At 43.2% G+C, this 16,067-nt stretch carries 18 protein-coding genes; all 18 read left to right on the top strand.

Annotated elements, in window-relative coordinates; translation table 11 throughout:
* The first annotated feature begins 12 nt into the window (after nt 1-12).
* The 18 genes from NSQ16_RS11415 to trpC all read left to right on the top strand — a co-directional run bounded on the left by NSQ16_RS11415 (nt 13) and on the right by trpC (nt 16,066).
* Complete coding sequence (locus tag NSQ16_RS11415; protein WP_015714177.1) at nt 13-1,050, top strand: NAD(P)H-dependent glycerol-3-phosphate dehydrogenase; 1,038 nt, start codon at nt 13-15, stop codon at nt 1,048-1,050.
* A gap of 337 nt (nt 1,051-1,387) precedes the next feature.
* On the top strand, nt 1,388-1,591 hold the full coding sequence (locus NSQ16_RS11410) for a DUF2768 domain-containing protein (RefSeq protein WP_004399143.1): 204 nt from the start codon (nt 1,388-1,390) through the stop codon (nt 1,589-1,591).
* A 21-nt stretch (nt 1,592-1,612) separates the two neighbouring features.
* Nucleotides 1,613-2,347 (top strand): hypothetical protein, encoded by a 735-nt coding sequence (locus NSQ16_RS11405; protein ID WP_339232195.1) that lies wholly within the window; start codon nt 1,613-1,615, stop codon nt 2,345-2,347.
* A gap of 180 nt (nt 2,348-2,527) precedes the next feature.
* A complete protein-coding gene (gene spoIVA / locus NSQ16_RS11400; RefSeq protein WP_003230572.1) occupies nt 2,528-4,006 on the top strand; it encodes a stage IV sporulation protein A in 1,479 nt (492 codons plus the stop codon).
* 373 nt (nt 4,007-4,379) lie between these two features.
* Nucleotides 4,380-4,658 carry a non-specific DNA-binding protein Hbs gene (gene hbs, locus NSQ16_RS11395; RefSeq protein WP_003153447.1) on the top strand — a complete coding sequence of 93 codons (279 nt, stop codon included), beginning with the start codon at nt 4,380-4,382 and terminating at the stop codon, nt 4,656-4,658.
* Between the two features lie 187 nt (nt 4,659-4,845).
* The gene (gene folE, locus NSQ16_RS11390; protein WP_003225516.1) at nt 4,846-5,418 is read left to right on the top strand and encodes a GTP cyclohydrolase I FolE; all 573 of its coding nucleotides are present in this window, start codon (nt 4,846-4,848) and stop codon (nt 5,416-5,418) included.
* A 21-nt stretch (nt 5,419-5,439) separates the two neighbouring features.
* Complete coding sequence (mtrB, locus tag NSQ16_RS11385) at nt 5,440-5,667, top strand: trp RNA-binding attenuation protein MtrB (protein WP_003230576.1); 228 nt, start codon at nt 5,440-5,442, stop codon at nt 5,665-5,667.
* A gap of 163 nt (nt 5,668-5,830) precedes the next feature.
* Nucleotides 5,831-6,586 carry a heptaprenyl diphosphate synthase component 1 gene (hepS, locus tag NSQ16_RS11380; RefSeq protein WP_004398550.1) on the top strand — a complete coding sequence of 252 codons (756 nt, stop codon included), beginning with the start codon at nt 5,831-5,833 and terminating at the stop codon, nt 6,584-6,586.
* Between the two features lie 6 nt (nt 6,587-6,592).
* Nucleotides 6,593-7,294, top strand: coding sequence for a demethylmenaquinone methyltransferase (gene menG / locus NSQ16_RS11375; protein WP_041053214.1), 702 nt, complete (start codon nt 6,593-6,595; stop codon nt 7,292-7,294).
* A gap of 25 nt (nt 7,295-7,319) precedes the next feature.
* A complete protein-coding gene (gene hepT / locus NSQ16_RS11370) occupies nt 7,320-8,282 on the top strand; it encodes a heptaprenyl diphosphate synthase component II (protein ID WP_003246013.1) in 963 nt (320 codons plus the stop codon).
* A gap of 115 nt (nt 8,283-8,397) precedes the next feature.
* Complete coding sequence (gene ndk, locus NSQ16_RS11365; protein ID WP_010886554.1) at nt 8,398-8,847, top strand: nucleoside-diphosphate kinase; 450 nt, start codon at nt 8,398-8,400, stop codon at nt 8,845-8,847.
* A gap of 236 nt (nt 8,848-9,083) precedes the next feature.
* Nucleotides 9,084-9,854 carry a protein-glutamate O-methyltransferase CheR gene (cheR, locus tag NSQ16_RS11360; RefSeq protein WP_003230589.1) on the top strand — a complete coding sequence of 257 codons (771 nt, stop codon included), beginning with the start codon at nt 9,084-9,086 and terminating at the stop codon, nt 9,852-9,854.
* A gap of 74 nt (nt 9,855-9,928) precedes the next feature.
* Nucleotides 9,929-11,101 (top strand): chorismate synthase, encoded by a 1,173-nt coding sequence (gene aroC / locus NSQ16_RS11355; protein ID WP_004398727.1) that lies wholly within the window; start codon nt 9,929-9,931, stop codon nt 11,099-11,101.
* Nucleotides 11,101-12,189, top strand: a complete 1,089-nt coding sequence (aroB, locus tag NSQ16_RS11350) for a 3-dehydroquinate synthase (protein ID WP_230488234.1) — start codon at nt 11,101-11,103, stop codon at nt 12,187-12,189. The genes aroC and aroB overlap by 1 nt, the downstream gene beginning before the upstream one ends.
* Entirely contained in the window at nt 12,186-12,569 is a 384-nt protein-coding gene (gene aroH, locus NSQ16_RS11345) for a chorismate mutase (RefSeq protein WP_004398675.1), read from the top strand. The genes aroB and aroH overlap by 4 nt, the downstream gene beginning before the upstream one ends.
* Nucleotides 12,570-12,785: 216 nt before the next feature.
* Nucleotides 12,786-14,333, top strand: coding sequence for an anthranilate synthase component I (gene trpE / locus NSQ16_RS11340; RefSeq protein ID WP_230488233.1), 1,548 nt, complete (start codon nt 12,786-12,788; stop codon nt 14,331-14,333).
* The gene (trpD, locus tag NSQ16_RS11335; protein ID WP_029726770.1) at nt 14,305-15,321 is read left to right on the top strand and encodes an anthranilate phosphoribosyltransferase; all 1,017 of its coding nucleotides are present in this window, start codon (nt 14,305-14,307) and stop codon (nt 15,319-15,321) included. Before trpE ends, trpD begins: the two co-directional genes overlap by 29 nt.
* Complete coding sequence (gene trpC / locus NSQ16_RS11330; protein WP_230488232.1) at nt 15,314-16,066, top strand: indole-3-glycerol phosphate synthase TrpC; 753 nt, start codon at nt 15,314-15,316, stop codon at nt 16,064-16,066. Before trpD ends, trpC begins: the two co-directional genes overlap by 8 nt.
* Nucleotide 16,067: the final 1 nt, after the last annotated feature.

Below are 16,067 nucleotides of genomic sequence, written 5' to 3'. Positions count from 1 at the left end.
TGTGAATCAAACATGAAAAAAGTCACAATGCTTGGAGCAGGGAGTTGGGGAACAGCACTGGCTTTAGTTCTAACTGATAATGGAAATGAAGTGTGTGTGTGGGCTCACCGTGCAGATTTAATTCATCAAATTAATGAGTTGCATGAAAACAAAGATTATTTGCCGAATGTTAAGCTGTCTACATCCATTAAAGGAACAACAGATATGAAAGAGGCTGTTTCAGACGCAGATGTCATTATCGTTGCGGTCCCGACAAAAGCAATTCGGGAAGTGCTGAGACAGGCTGTCCCTTTTATAACGAAAAAGGCAGTCTTTGTTCATGTCAGCAAGGGTATTGAGCCAGATTCACTTCTGCGCATTTCTGAAATTATGGAAATTGAGATCCCGAGTGATGTCAGAAAAGATATCGTTGTCCTTTCCGGCCCGAGTCATGCGGAAGAAGTAGGGTTGCGGCACCCCACAACTGTTACTGCATCTTCAAAGAGCATGAGGGCAGCAGAAGAGGTGCAGGATCTATTTATTAATCACAATTTTCGGGTGTACACAAATCCTGATATTATCGGAGTTGAAATCGGAGGGGCTTTAAAGAATATTATTGCCCTTGCTGCAGGGATTACAGATGGTTTAGGGTACGGCGACAATGCCAAAGCTGCTTTGATTACACGCGGACTTGCCGAAATCGCGAGACTCGGAACGAAAATGGGCGGAAATCCTTTGACGTTCTCTGGATTGACAGGAGTAGGCGATCTGATTGTGACGTGCACAAGTGTTCATTCCAGAAACTGGCGTGCGGGCAATTTGCTCGGAAAAGGGTACAAGCTTGAAGATGTTCTTGAAGAGATGGGAATGGTAGTCGAAGGCGTCCGCACGACGAAAGCGGCTTACCAGCTTTCGAAGAAATATGATGTTAAAATGCCGATTACAGAAGCTCTCCATCAGGTCCTGTTCAACGGACAAAAAGTGGAAACCGCTGTTGAATCTTTAATGGCGAGAGGGAAAACCCACGAGATGGAGGATTTGGTAAATACGTTTGAAAATCAAGTGAAGTAAAAGTATCAATCGTATGGTGAAACGCATATCTTAATTGAACGAAAGCCCGAAAAACAGAAGAACACCTAAGTCTTGGGATCTCCTGAAACATTTTGCCGATTTAGGCAATAGAGGATGCATCTGTATGCCAAGTCGCATACTATAGCATCGAAGTCCAAGAGAGTGTTTCTTAAACGTGCAGGTGAATATAGTCAAGTTGACTGAAGCGAAGGTCCCCCTCTTTGCTTCAGTTTTTTTGTTCTATCAAAGGATGGAAAATCTGGTTGATCTTTTCCGGCGCTGTATATTAAAATATAATATAACGCTTACATCATACATATCGGGGAGGCGCACGTCATTGAATCTGGCATTGATGAAAATGTGGTTTGCTCTAGGGTCCATGGGTCTGATGTTTTTGGCTGTAGCTTCCATCTATTTAAGCCGCTTTAAGTGCCAAAACCGTTTTTTGAAGATTGCGATTTCATCATTCGCATACATGTGTATGCTCATATCTGGAATTATTGTGTTTGTCGTGGTTTTTAGCGGCCCTGTCAATGAATAAAGCTGTAAAAGGAAGTGCTGTATGGGTAAACTGAAGTGCGCAATCATTTTTGCGGCAGTCGTGTTTTTATCCGGATGTTTATATCCAAATGAACGGAAAAGCAGTGTGCATGCCATTCCTTATCAAGACCAGCTAAAGCAGGTTCAATCTGCTGTTGATGAATTTCAAAAGGCAAATGGAGGGCTGCTTCCTATTCAAACCAAAGATATGTCGACACCGCTATATCAAAAATATCCGATAGACTTTAACCGGTTAGCGCCAAGATACATAGCTGAACCTCCAAGTACGGCATTTGAAAGCGGGGGAGACTATCAATACGTGCTTGTTGACGTAGAGAACGATCCGGCTGTTAAATTAATTGATCTAAAGATGGCAGAAAAAATTCGCGATGTGAAATTGCGCATCCAAATGTATCGTCAGGAGCATCAATATCCGCCTTACAAGGATGTGCTATCTCGTGATTTATTTACACTCGATGAGAAGAAGCTTGGGGATGGCAGCTCTCTTACAGTGACAAGCCCAATCTCAGGGAATTCCTTGCCGCTTATGATTGACGGAGACGGAGAAATATATGCTGATTACCGGACTGAGCTGGCTTCTTGCCTCAAAAAAAGCAAGAAAACGTTTAAACCCGGGACTGAAATCCAGGATATGATTTGGCAGGAAACCCCCTTTGTCCCCGCGTTTTCTGTAAAATATACGGTAAATGACAAACAGGAACCTGTTTTTTTAGAAAATGATATGAAAAAGGAATGAACCTTTCTCCCTTGCATACAAATAGGGAGAAAGGTTTTTTTATATTAATAGATTGAGGATGAGAAATTTTCTAAAGATGTCATATTCAAATAGGACAACGTCATACACATATAGTGTCCTGTGTTTGATTGAAAGAGCTTAATAAAATTGAAAAGGATAGGAAGTCCGGGAGGGGATCACTTGGAAAAGGTCGATATTTTCAAGGATATCGCTGAACGAACAGGAGGCGATATATACTTAGGAGTCGTAGGTGCTGTCCGTACAGGAAAATCCACGTTCATTAAAAAATTTATGGAGCTTGTGGTGCTCCCGAATATCAGTAACGAAGCAGACCGGGCCCGAGCGCAGGATGAACTGCCGCAGAGCGCAGCCGGCAAAACCATTATGACTACAGAGCCTAAATTTGTTCCGAATCAGGCGATGTCTGTTCATGTGTCAGACGGACTCGATGTGAATATAAGATTAGTAGATTGTGTAGGTTACACAGTGCCCGGGGCTAAAGGATATGAAGATGAAAACGGGCCGCGGATGATCAATACGCCTTGGTACGAAGAACCGATCCCATTTCATGAGGCTGCTGAAATCGGCACACGAAAAGTCATTCAAGAACACTCGACCATCGGAGTTGTCATTACGACAGACGGCACCATTGGAGATATCGCCAGAAGTGACTATATAGAGGCTGAAGAAAGAGTCATTGAAGAGCTGAAAGAGGTTGGCAAACCTTTTATTATGGTCATCAACTCAGTCAGGCCGTATCACCCGGAAACGGAAGCCATGCGCCAGGATTTAAGCGAAAAATATGATATCCCGGTATTGGCAATGAGTGTAGAGAGCATGCGGGAATCAGATGTGCTGAGTGTGCTCAGAGAGGCCCTCTACGAGTTTCCGGTGCTAGAAGTGAATGTCAATCTCCCAAGCTGGGTAATGGTGCTGAAAGAAAACCATTGGCTGCGTGAAAGCTATCAGGAGTCCGTGAAGGAAACGGTTAAGGATATTAAACGGCTCCGGGACGTAGACAGGGTTGTCGGCCAATTCAGCGAGTTTGAATTCATTGAAAGTGCCGGATTAGCCGGAATTGAGCTGGGCCAAGGGGTGGCAGAAATTGATTTGTACGCGCCTGATCATCTATATGATCAAATCCTAAAAGAAGTTGTGGGCGTCGAAATCAGAGGAAGAGACCATCTGCTTGAGCTCATGCAAGACTTCGCCCATGCGAAAACAGAATATGATCAAGTGTCTGATGCCTTAAAAATGGTCAAACAGACGGGATACGGCATTGCAGCGCCTGCTTTAGCTGATATGAGTCTCGATGAGCCGGAAATTATAAGGCAGGGCTCGCGATTCGGTGTGAGGCTGAAAGCTGTCGCTCCGTCGATCCATATGATCAAAGTCGATGTCGAAAGCGAATTCGCCCCGATTATCGGAACGGAAAAACAAAGTGAAGAGCTTGTACGCTATTTAATGCAGGACTTTGAGGATGATCCGCTCTCCATCTGGAATTCCGATATCTTCGGAAGGTCGCTGAGCTCAATTGTGAGAGAAGGGATTCAGGCAAAGCTGTCATTGATGCCTGAAAACGCACGGTATAAATTAAAAGAAACATTAGAAAGAATCATAAACGAAGGCTCTGGCGGCTTAATCGCCATCATCCTGTAATACCGGTAGACCTCTTTATAGAATGGGAGGTCTTTTTTCTTTGCTCTTAATAATGGAAAAGGATCAAGGAATAGGATGAAAAAAGGAAAAAAAGGAATATTTGTTCGGTAAATCACCTTAAATCCTTGACGAGCAAGGGATTGACGCTTTAAAATGCTTGATATGGCTTTTTATATGTGTTACTCTACATACAGAAATTCTTCACTTTGTTGGACAAACATTCCTCAGAGTGCAGTTTTTCTTAAAAAGCCGTTTAATTGTCTTTCTCTTACTTGCTCTCATTTTTTTCTGAGACAGGTTTAGAATCAGACTGAACTGTGAAGAAATGATAATAAACGAACTGAATGTATCCTTTTGGGAGGAGGTGAAAGGCATGAACAAAACAGAACTTATCAATGCGGTTGCAGAAGCAAGCGAATTGTCTAAAAAAGACGCTACAAAAGCAGTTGACTCTGTTTTTGATACGATCTTAGATGCACTTAAAAACGGTGATAAAATCCAACTGATCGGTTTTGGTAACTTCGAGGTGCGTGAACGTTCTGCACGTAAAGGACGCAACCCTCAAACAGGTGAAGAAATCGAAATTCCAGCAAGCAAAGTACCTGCTTTCAAACCAGGTAAAGCGCTTAAAGACGCAGTTGCCGGAAAATAATTGTGAATATAGATCGTGTATGCATCTAGCTTACATACACTTTATTTCTTCACAGAAAAGCCCCTTTCTAAGGGGCTTTTCATATTTCAAGAGCATGGGCTTCCTGACAGGGCATTCACTTTGCTTTTAGCGGGGCATATGTGCTAGAATCGAAATTAAATGTATTCATTGGTGGAGGACATAGAACATGAAAGAAGTTAATAAAGAGCAAATCGAACAAGCTGTTCGTCAAATTTTAGAAGCGATCGGAGAAGACCCGAATAGAGAAGGGCTTCTTGATACTCCGAAAAGAGTCGCAAAGATGTATGCCGAAGTATTCTCCGGCTTGAATGAAGATCCAAAAGAACATTTCCAGACTATCTTCGGTGAAAACCATGAGGAGCTTGTTCTTGTAAAAGATATCGCGTTTCATTCTATGTGTGAGCATCACCTTGTTCCCTTTTATGGAAAAGCACATGTTGCATATATCCCGCGAGGCGGAAAGGTCACAGGACTCAGCAAACTGGCACGTGCCGTTGAAGCAGTTGCAAAGCGCCCGCAGCTTCAGGAACGCATCACTTCTACAATTGCAGAAAGCATCGTAGAAACGCTTGATCCGCATGGCGTAATGGTAGTGGTTGAAGCGGAACACATGTGCATGACGATGCGCGGTGTAAGAAAACCGGGTGCGAAAACTGTGACTTCAGCAGTCAGAGGCGTTTTTAAAGATGATGCCGCTGCCCGTGCAGAAGTATTGGAACATATTAAACGCCAGGACTAATAAAGATAGAGGGTGCTATAAATGAACCAAAAGCATTCAAGTGATTTTGTCGTCATTAAAGCCGTTGAGGACGGAGTGAATGTGATCGGCCTGACAAGAGGAACAGACACAAAGTTTCACCATTCCGAAAAACTCGACAAGGGAGAAGTGATCATCGCTCAGTTTACAGAGCATACTTCTGCCATTAAAGTCAGAGGAGAGGCACTGATTCAAACCGCGTACGGAGAAATGAAAAGCGAAAAAAAATAAGCTGGCTGTCCCCGCTGTTAAAAGCAAATGCTCGCAAACAGCGGGAGGATACAGCCAATTTCTTTTTTTTATGCTATAATGATACCTGCGTAAGCGAATGAAAAGATAAAACTCATACATAGATTAAGAAATAAATGTGAATTTGGGGACAAGGGTGATATTTTTGCAAGACATCTACGGAACTTTAGCCAATCTGAACACGAAATTAAAACAAAAGCTGTCTCATCCTTATTTAGCGAAGCATATTTCCGCGCCGAAAATTGATGAGGATAAGCTTCTTCTTTTTCATGCTTTATTTGAAGAAGCTGACATAAAAAACAACGACAGAGAAAATTATATTGTAACAGCGATGCTTGTACAAAGCGCCCTTGATACCCATGATGAAGTGACGACAGCTAGAGTCATAAAACGAGACGAAAACAAAAACCGCCAATTGACTGTTCTCGCGGGCGATTATTTCAGCGGGCTGTACTACTCTTTACTATCTGAAATGAAGGATATCTACATGATTCGGACGCTTGCTACAGCCATTAAAGAAATCAACGAACATAAAATTCGTCTGTATGACCGTTCTTTCAAGGACGAAAACGATTTTTTCGAAAGTGTCGGCATCGTTGAATCAGCTTTATTCCATCGTGTGGCGGAACACTTCAACCTTCCGCGCTGGAAAAAGCTGTCGAGTGATTTTTTTGTATTTAAGCGGCTTATGAACGGAAATGATGCATTTCTGGATGTGATCGGGAGTTTTATACAGCTGGGAAAAACAAAAGAAGAGATATTAGAAGATTGTTTTAAAAAAGCGAAAAACAGCATTGAGTCACTTCTGCCTCTAAATTCACCTATTCAGAACATTTTAATAAACCGTCTGAAGACAATCAGCCAAGATCAAACCTATCATCAGAAAGTGGAAGAAGGGTAAACCATTATGCAGGACTCAAAAGAACAGCGCGTACACGGAGTATTTGAAAAAATATATAAAAACTATGACCAAATGAACTCTGTCATCAGTTTTCAGCAGCATAAAAAATGGCGCGACAAAACGATGCGCATCATGAATGTAAAAGAAGGCGCAACAGCACTTGATGTCTGCTGCGGAACGGCTGACTGGACGATCGCTCTTGCAAAAGCGGCCGGCAAAAGCGGCGAGATCAAGGGCTTGGATTTCAGTGAAAATATGCTGAGTGTCGGCGAGCAGAAAGTAAAAGACGGCGGATTCAGCCAAATTGAACTGCTGCACGGAAATGCGATGGAGCTTCCTTTTGATGATGATACATTTGATTATGTCACCATTGGCTTCGGGCTCCGCAATGTCCCTGATTACTTGACTGTACTGAAAGAGATGAGACGTGTAGTGAAGCCGGGCGGGCAGGTGGTATGTCTGGAAACGTCCCAGCCGGAAATGTTCGGATTCAGACAGGCTTACTTTATGTACTTTAAGTATATTATGCCGTTTTTCGGGAAACTGTTTGCGAAGAGCTATAAAGAATATTCTTGGCTTCAAGAATCAGCCAGAGATTTCCCTGGAATGAAGGAACTGGCAGGCCTGTTTGAAGAGGCGGGCCTGAAAAATGTTAAATATCATTCGTTTACTGGCGGAGTCGCTGCCACGCATATCGGATGGAAATGAAAACACAGATGTTTGGGTGAATGATATGAAATTTAAAATGGCCTACTCTTTTTTAAATGACGATATTGATGTAATCGAAAGAGAACTTGAACAAACCGTACGTTCCGATTACCCGCTTTTAAGCGAGGCAGGTCTTCACCTGCTGCAGGCCGGAGGGAAACGTATTCGGCCTGTTTTCGTGTTGCTTTCCGGCATGTTTGGTGATTACGATATTAATAAGATTAAATATGTCGCCGTCACTCTGGAAATGATTCACATGGCATCTTTGGTTCATGATGATGTCATTGATGATGCGGAGCTTCGCCGAGGAAAACCGACAATCAAAGCAAAGTGGGACAATCGTATTGCGATGTACACAGGCGATTATATGCTTGCGGGATCTCTTGAAATGATGACGAGAATTAACGAACCGAAAGCCCATAGGATTTTGTCACAGACGATCGTTGAAGTTTGTCTAGGGGAAATTGAGCAGATCAAAGACAAATACAACATGGAACAAAATCTCAGAACGTATCTCCGCCGTATCAAAAGAAAAACAGCTCTCTTGATCGCGGTCAGCTGCCAGCTTGGTGCCATTGCGTCTGGAGCTGATGAGAAGATTCATAAGGCATTGTACTGGTTTGGGTATTACGTCGGCATGTCTTATCAGATTATTGATGATATTCTTGATTTTACTTCAACTGAAGAAGAGCTGGGTAAACCCGTTGGAGGAGATTTGCTTCAAGGAAACGTCACATTGCCAGTGCTGTATGCCCTGAAAAATCCTGCATTAAAAAACCAGCTTAAATTGATTAACAGTGAGACAACGCAGGAACAGCTTGAACCAATCATTGAAGAAATCAAAAAAACAGATGCAATTGAAGCATCTATGGCAGTAAGCGAAATGTATCTGCAGAAAGCTTTTCAGAAATTAAACACGCTTCCTCGAGGGCGCGCACGCTCGTCTCTTGCAGCCATCGCAAAATATATCGGTAAAAGAAAATTTTAATTTTTGTAGATATTAAGAAATTTCTCCGCCCCGGATTGATTAATTATCAGAAAGATGTTACGATTTCGGTGTGCAGTGTGAAAGCCTATACATACATAATGATGGGGTGGAGAATATGATGGAAAAGACTTTTATCATGGTGAAACCAGACGGTGTCCAACGTCAGCTCATTGGGGACATTTTATCTAGATTCGAACGTAAGGGCTTACAATTAGCTGGCGCCAAGTTAATGAGAGTGACTGAACAAATGGCTGAGAAACACTACGCCGAACATCAAGGTAAGCCTTTCTTCGGAGAGCTCGTTGAGTTTATTACTTCAGGACCTGTATTCGCAATGGTGTGGGAAGGCGAAAATGTCATTGAAGTGACGAGACAGCTGATCGGGAAGACAAACCCTAAAGAAGCTTTACCTGGTACGATTCGTGGGGATTATGGCATGTTTGTCGGAAAAAACATCATCCACGGCTCTGATTCTCTCGAAAGTGCAGAACGCGAGATTAACATTTTCTTTAAGAATGAAGAATTAGTATCATATCAGCAACTTATGGCAGGCTGGATCTATTAATCATTGTGAAAATAAGCAACAGAGCCGGCATCATATAACGCCGCCGGTTTTTGATCTGTTTTGTAAAGGTTTACATTAAAGTGAATAAAGTGTTGATTGGCAGTGTGCATCAGACCTCTGCCTTTCCCAACGATCTAAAATCAGCTGAAAAGCTGATTTTTTTATTGAAACAATACAATTTCCTGATAAAACAAGCTATACTAGGACAAAAAGACAGCGAGACTGGGAGAGTAGAGATGGATACATACAGCGTATTTACAACGAAATGGAAACAATTAACCGGAGTCGATTTGACACTATATAAAGAAGCACAAATGAAGAGAAGGCTAACGTCACTCTATGAGAAAAAGGGGTTCCAAAGCTTTAAGGACTTTGCTGCGGCATTGGAAAAGGATCAAGCTCTCTTAAATGAAACATTGGACAGAATGACGATCAATGTTTCAGAATTTTATCGTAATTATAAAAGATGGGAAGTTCTTGAGACTGCAATTCTGCCGTTAATCAAGACCTCTAGGCCTTTAAAAATTTGGAGTGCCGCCTGCTCAACGGGGGAGGAGCCATACACGCTTGCCATGCTTTTGGACCAGCAAAAAGGGCTTCCGGGCTATCAGATTTTAGCGACGGATATTGATGAAAAAGCATTGGAAAAAGCGAAAAAAGGCGTTTATCAGGAGCGGTCTTTACAGGAAGTGCCGCTATCTGTGAAAGATCGTTATTTTACGCAAAACGCAAATAGAAGTTATGAAGTGAAAACGGAAATCAAAAAGAATATTACATTCAAAAAGCACAATTTGCTGGCGGATCGTTATGAACAAGACTTTGACTTAATCGTGTGCCGCAATGTATTTATTTATTTTACAGAAAGCGCGAAGGAAGAGCTGTATTTAAAAATGGCACATAGCTTGAAGAAGAATGGAGTTCTTTTTGTCGGCAGCACCGAGCAAATCTTCAATCCCGAGAAATTTGGCCTAGTCCCAGCCGATACATTCTTTTATCAAAAAAGATAGACTGACTTTTTCCTGAAAAATATGTTATAGTAGTCTTACTTAAAAGCGTTAATGCGATGAAGGGAGAAGAAGTCATGAGATATTTAACAGCCGGAGAATCACACGGCCCCCAACTGACAACCATTATTGAGGGTGTACCTGCCGGGCTTTACATAACGGAGGAAGATATCAATTTTGAGCTTGCCAGACGCCAAAAAGGCCACGGCCGCGGCCGCCGCATGCAGATCGAAAAAGACCAGGCCAAAATTATGAGCGGGGTGCGCCATGCACGTACACTCGGTTCACCAATTGCTCTCGTAGTTGAAAATAACGATTGGAAGCATTGGACAAAAATCATGGGCGCCGCTCCAATTACAGAAGATGAAGAAAAGGAAATGAAGCGCCAGATTTCCAGACCTAGACCTGGGCACGCTGACTTAAACGGTGCAATTAAATATAATCATCGTGATATGAGAAATGTGCTTGAGCGTTCTTCAGCAAGGGAAACAACTGTCAGAGTGGCGGCAGGGGCTGTAGCTAAAAAGATTCTTTCTGAGCTTGGCATTAAGGTGGCGGGCCACGTGTTGCAAATTGGCGCTGTTAAAGCTGAAAAAACAGAATATACGTCAATTGAAGACCTGCAGCGCGTAACGGAAGAGTCTCCTGTCAGATGCTACGATGAAGAGGCAGGCAAAAAAATGATGGCTGCCATTGATGAAGCAAAGGCAAACGGAGATTCCATCGGCGGAATAGTAGAAGTCATTGTCGAGGGAATGCCGGTAGGCGTGGGCAGCTATGTCCATTATGACCGCAAACTGGATAGCAAGCTTGCTGCCGCTGTACTGTCAATTAATGCATTTAAAGGTGTGGAATTCGGGATCGGATTTGAGGCGGCAGGCCGAAATGGAAGCGAAGTCCATGACGAGATCATTTGGGACGAGGAAAAAGGATACACCCGTGCTACTAACAGACTTGGCGGACTGGAAGGCGGCATGACGACAGGGATGCCAATCGTTGTCCGCGGAGTCATGAAGCCGATTCCGACTTTGTATAAACCGCTGAAAAGTGTCGATATTGAAACGAAAGAACCGTTTTCCGCCAGCATTGAACGTTCAGACAGCTGTGCTGTTCCTGCGGCAAGTGTAGTCGCTGAAGCGGCTGTCGCTTGGGAAATTGCGAACGCAGTCGTTGAACAATTCGGATTAGATCAAATTGACCGCATTAGAGAAAATGTGGAGAATATGAGAAAACTGTCGAGGGAATTTTAATGAAGACACTGCATGTTCAAACTGCTTCCTCGTCATATCCTGTTTTTATCGGACAAGGTATCAGAAAAAAGGCTTGCGAACTATTAACCTCTTTAAACAGGCCTTTAACAAGGATTATGCTTGTCACGGATGAAGAAGTGGACCGCCTGTATGGTGATGAAATGCTCCATTTGCTGCAAGATAAATGGCCTGTGAAAAAAGTGACGGTACCGAGTGGAGAGCAGGCAAAATCCATGGACATGTACACAAAATTGCAGAGTGAAGCGATTCGTTTTCATTTGGATCGCTCCTCATGCATCATCGCATTCGGTGGCGGTGTTGTAGGGGATCTTGCCGGTTTTGTGGCTGCCACTTTTATGCGCGGCATGGATTTCATCCAAATGCCTACGACGCTCTTGGCGCATGACAGCGCAGTCGGAGGAAAAGTAGCCGTGAACCATCCGCTTGGAAAAAATCTAATCGGTGCGTTTTATCAGCCGAAAGCCGTGCTCTATGATACAGATTTCCTGCGTTCTCTGCCTGAAAAAGAGCTTAGGTCCGGAATGGCAGAAGTGATTAAACACGCGTTTATCTATGACAGAGCGTTTCTGGAGGAGCTGCTGAATATCCACTCACTCCGTGATATCACCAATGATCAGCTGAATGACATGATTTTTAAAGGCATTTCAATTAAAGCGTCTGTCGTTCAGCAGGATGAAAAAGAAGAGGGGATAAGAGCTTACTTAAACTTTGGGCATACGCTCGGTCATGCCGTTGAGGCGGAATATGGATACGGGCAGATCACTCACGGTGATGCCGTAGCCCTCGGAATGCAGTTTGCTTTATATATAAGCGAAAAGACTGTAGGCTGTGAAATGGACAGAAAACGTTTGGTCAGCTGGCTAAAAAGCCTGGGTTATCCAAGTCAAATCAGAAAAGAGACGGAAACTTCGGTTCTCTTGGACCGTATGATGAATGATAAGAAAACCCGCGGCGGGAAGATTCAGTTTATTGTGCTCAACGAATTAGGGAAAGTTGCTGATCATACATTTTCCAGAAATGAACTTGAGAGCTGGCTGAACAAATGGCGATTGGAGGAGACATCATGATGATTCGCGGAATTCGCGGAGCAACTACAGTTGAACGGGATACTGAAGAAGAAATTTTACAAAAAACAAAACAGCTGTTAGAGAAAATCATAGAAGAAAATCATACAAAACCGGAAGATGTTGTTCAAATGCTTCTTTCGGCTACACCTGATTTGCACGCTGTTTTCCCGGCAAAAGCTGTTCGCGAGCTTTCAGGATGGCAGTATGTACCGGTAACATGTATGCAGGAAATGGACGTAACAGGCGGTCTGAAAAAGTGCATAAGAGTCATGATGACCGTCCAGACAGATGTCCCTCAGGATCAGATCAGACATGTATATTTAGAAAAAGCCGTCGTATTGAGGCCCGATTTATCATTGACAAAAAATACTGAATTGTAATACGATAAGAATAGCTTAGAAATACACAAGAGTGTGTATAAAGCGATTAGAATGAGTTGAGTTAGAGAATAGGGTAGCAGAGAATGAGTTTAGTTGAGCTGAGACATGTATGTTTATTCTACCCAAAAGAAGTCTTTCTTTTGGGTTTATTTGTTATATAGTATTTTATCCTCTCATGCCATCTTCTCATTCTCCTTGCCATAAGGAGTGAGAGCAATGAATTTCCAATCAAACATTTCCGCATTTTTAGAGGACAGCTTGTCCCACCACACGATACCGATTGTGGAGACCTTCACAGTCGATACACTGACACCCATTCAAATGATAGAGAAGCTTGACAGGGAGATTACGTATCTTCTTGAAAGCAAGGACGATACTTCCACTTGGTCCAGATATTCGTTTATCGGCCTGAATCCATTTCTCACAATTAAAGAAGAGCAGGGCCGTTTTTCGGCCGCTGATCAGGACAGCAAATCTCTTTACACAGGAAATGAACTAAAAGAAGTGCTGAACTGGATGAATACCACATACAAAATCAAAACACCTGAGCTTGGCATTCCTTTTGTCGGCGGAGCTGTTGGGTACTTAAGCTATGATATGATCCCGCTGATTGAGCCTTCTGTTCCTTCGCATACCAAAGAAACAGACATGGAAAAGTGTATGCTGTTTGTTTGCCGGACATTAATTGCGTATGATCATGAAACCAAAAACGTCCACTTTATCCAATATGCAAGGCTCACTGGAGAGGAAACAGAAAACGAAAAAATGGATGTATTCCATCAAAATCATTTGGAGCTCCAAAATCTCATCGAAAAAATGATGGACCAAAAAAACATAAAAGAGCTGTTTCTCTCTGCTGATTCATACAAGACACCCAGCTTTGAGACGGTATCTTCTAATTATGAAAAATCGGCTTTTATGGCTGATGTAGAAAAAATCAAAAGCTATATAAAAGCAGGAGATATCTTCCAGGGTGTTTTATCACAAAAATTTGAGGTGCCGATAAAAGCAGATGCTTTTGAGTTATACCGAGTGCTTAGGATCGTCAATCCTTCGCCGTATATGTATTATATGAAACTACAAGACAGAGAAATAGTCGGCAGCTCTCCGGAACGGTTAATACACGTTCAAGACGGGCACTTAGAAATCCATCCGATTGCCGGTACGAGAAAACGCGGCGCAGACAAAACTGAAGATGAGAGACTGAAGGTTGAGCTCATGAAGGATGAAAAAGAAAAAGCGGAGCATTACATGCTTGTTGATCTTGCCCGAAACGATATCGGCAGAGTAGCAGAGTATGGTTCTGTTTCTGTGCCGGAGTTCACAAAAATTGTTTCCTTTTCACATGTCATGCACATTATCTCGGTGGTTACAGGCCGATTGAAAAAAGGGGTTCATCCTGTCGATGCACTGATGTCAGCTTTCCCGGCGGGGACTTTAACAGGCGCACCCAAAATCCGTGCCATGCAGCTTTTGCAAGAGCTCGAGCCAACACCGAGAGAGACATACGGAGGATGTATTGCCTACATTGGGTTTGACGGGAATATCGACTCTTGTATTACGATTCGCACGATGAGTGTAAAGAACGGCGTTGCATCGATACAGGCAGGTGCTGGCATTGTTGCTGATTCTGTTCCGGAAGCCGAATACGAAGAAAGCTGTAATAAAGCCGGTGCGCTGCTGAAAACGATTCATATTGCAGAAGACATGTTTCATAGCAAGGAGGATAAAGCTGATGAACAGATTTCTACAATTGTGCGTTGACGGAAAAACCCTTACTGCCGGTGAGGCTGAAACGCTGATGAATATGATGATGGCAGCGGAAATGACTCCTTCTGAAATGGGTGGTATATTGTCTATTCTTGCTCATCGGGGGGAGACGCCAGAAGAGCTTGCGGGTTTTGTGAAGGCAATGCGGGCACACACTCTTACAGTCGATGGACTTCCTGATATTGTTGATACATGCGGAACAGGGGGAGACGGTATTTCCACTTTTAATATCTCAACGGCCTCGGCAATTGTTGCCTCGGCAGCTGGCGCAAAAATCGCTAAGCATGGCAATCGCTCTGTCTCTTCTAAAAGCGGAAGCGCTGATGTTTTAGAGGAGCTAGAGGTTTCTATTCAAACCACTCCCGAAAAGGTCAAAAGCAGCATTGAAACAAACAACATGGGATTTCTTTTTGCGCCGCTTTACCATTCGTCTATGAAACATGTAGCAGGTACTAGAAAAGAGCTAGGTTTCAGAACGGTATTTAATCTGCTTGGGCCGCTCAGCAATCCTTTACAGGCGAAGCGTCAGGTGATTGGGGTCTATTCTGTTGAAAAAGCTGGACTGATGGCAAGCGCACTGGAGACGTTTCAGCCGAAGCACGTCATGTTTGTATCAAGCCGTGACGGTTTAGATGAGCTTTCAATTACAGCACCGACCGACGTGATTGAATTAAAGGACGGAGAGCGCCGGGAATATACCGTTTCACCCGAAGATTTCGGTTTCACAAATGGCAGACTTGAAGATTTACAGGTGCAGTCACCGAAAGAGAGCGCCTATCTCATTCAGAATATTTTTGAAAATAAAAGCAGCAGTTCCGCTTTATCTATTACGGCTTTTAATGCGGGAGCTGCGATTTACACGGCGGGAATTACCGCCTCACTGAAGGAAGGAACGGAGCTGGCGTTAGAGACGATTACAAGCGGAGGCGCTGCCGCGCAGCTTGAACGACTAAAGCAGAAAGAGGAAGAGATCTATGCTTGAAAAAATCATCAAACAAAAGAAAGAAGAAGTGAAAACACTGGTTCTGCCGGTAGAGCAGCCTTTCAAGAAACGTTCATTTAAGGAGGCGCTGGCAAGCCCGAATCGGTTTATCGGGTTGATTGCCGAAGTGAAGAAAGCATCGCCGTCAAAAGGGCTTATTAAAGAGAATTTTGTGCCTGTGCAGATTGCAAAAGACTATGAGGCTGCGAAGGCAGATGCGATTTCCGTTTTAACAGACACCCCGTTTTTTCAAGGGGAAAACAGCTATTTATCAGACGTAAAGCGTGCTGTTTCGATTCCTGTACTTAGAAAAGATTTTATTATTGATTCTCTTCAAGTAGAGGAATCAAGAAGAATCGGAGCGGATGCCATATTGTTAATCGGCGAGGTGCTTGATCCCTTACACCTTCATGAATTATATCTTGAAGCAGGTGAAAAGGGGATGGACGTGTTAGTGGAGGTTCATGATGCATCAACGCTAGAACAAATATTGAAAGTGTTCACACCCGACATTCTCGGCGTAAATAATCGAAACCTAAAAACGTTTGAAACATCTGTAAAGCAGACAGAACAAATCGCATCTCTCGTTCCGAAAGAATCCTTGCTTGTCAGCGAAAGCGGAATCGGTTCTTTAGAACATTTAACATTTGTCAATGAACATGGGGCGCGAGCTGTACTTATCGGTGAATCATTGATGAGACAAACTTCTCAGCGTAAAGCAATCCATGCTTTGTTTAGGGAGTGAG

This window comes from Bacillus sp. PS108 (assembly GCF_037963335.1).
Classification (GTDB): domain Bacteria; phylum Bacillota; class Bacilli; order Bacillales; family Bacillaceae; genus Bacillus; species Bacillus subtilis.
This window is presented reverse-complemented; position numbering and strand designations above follow the sequence as displayed.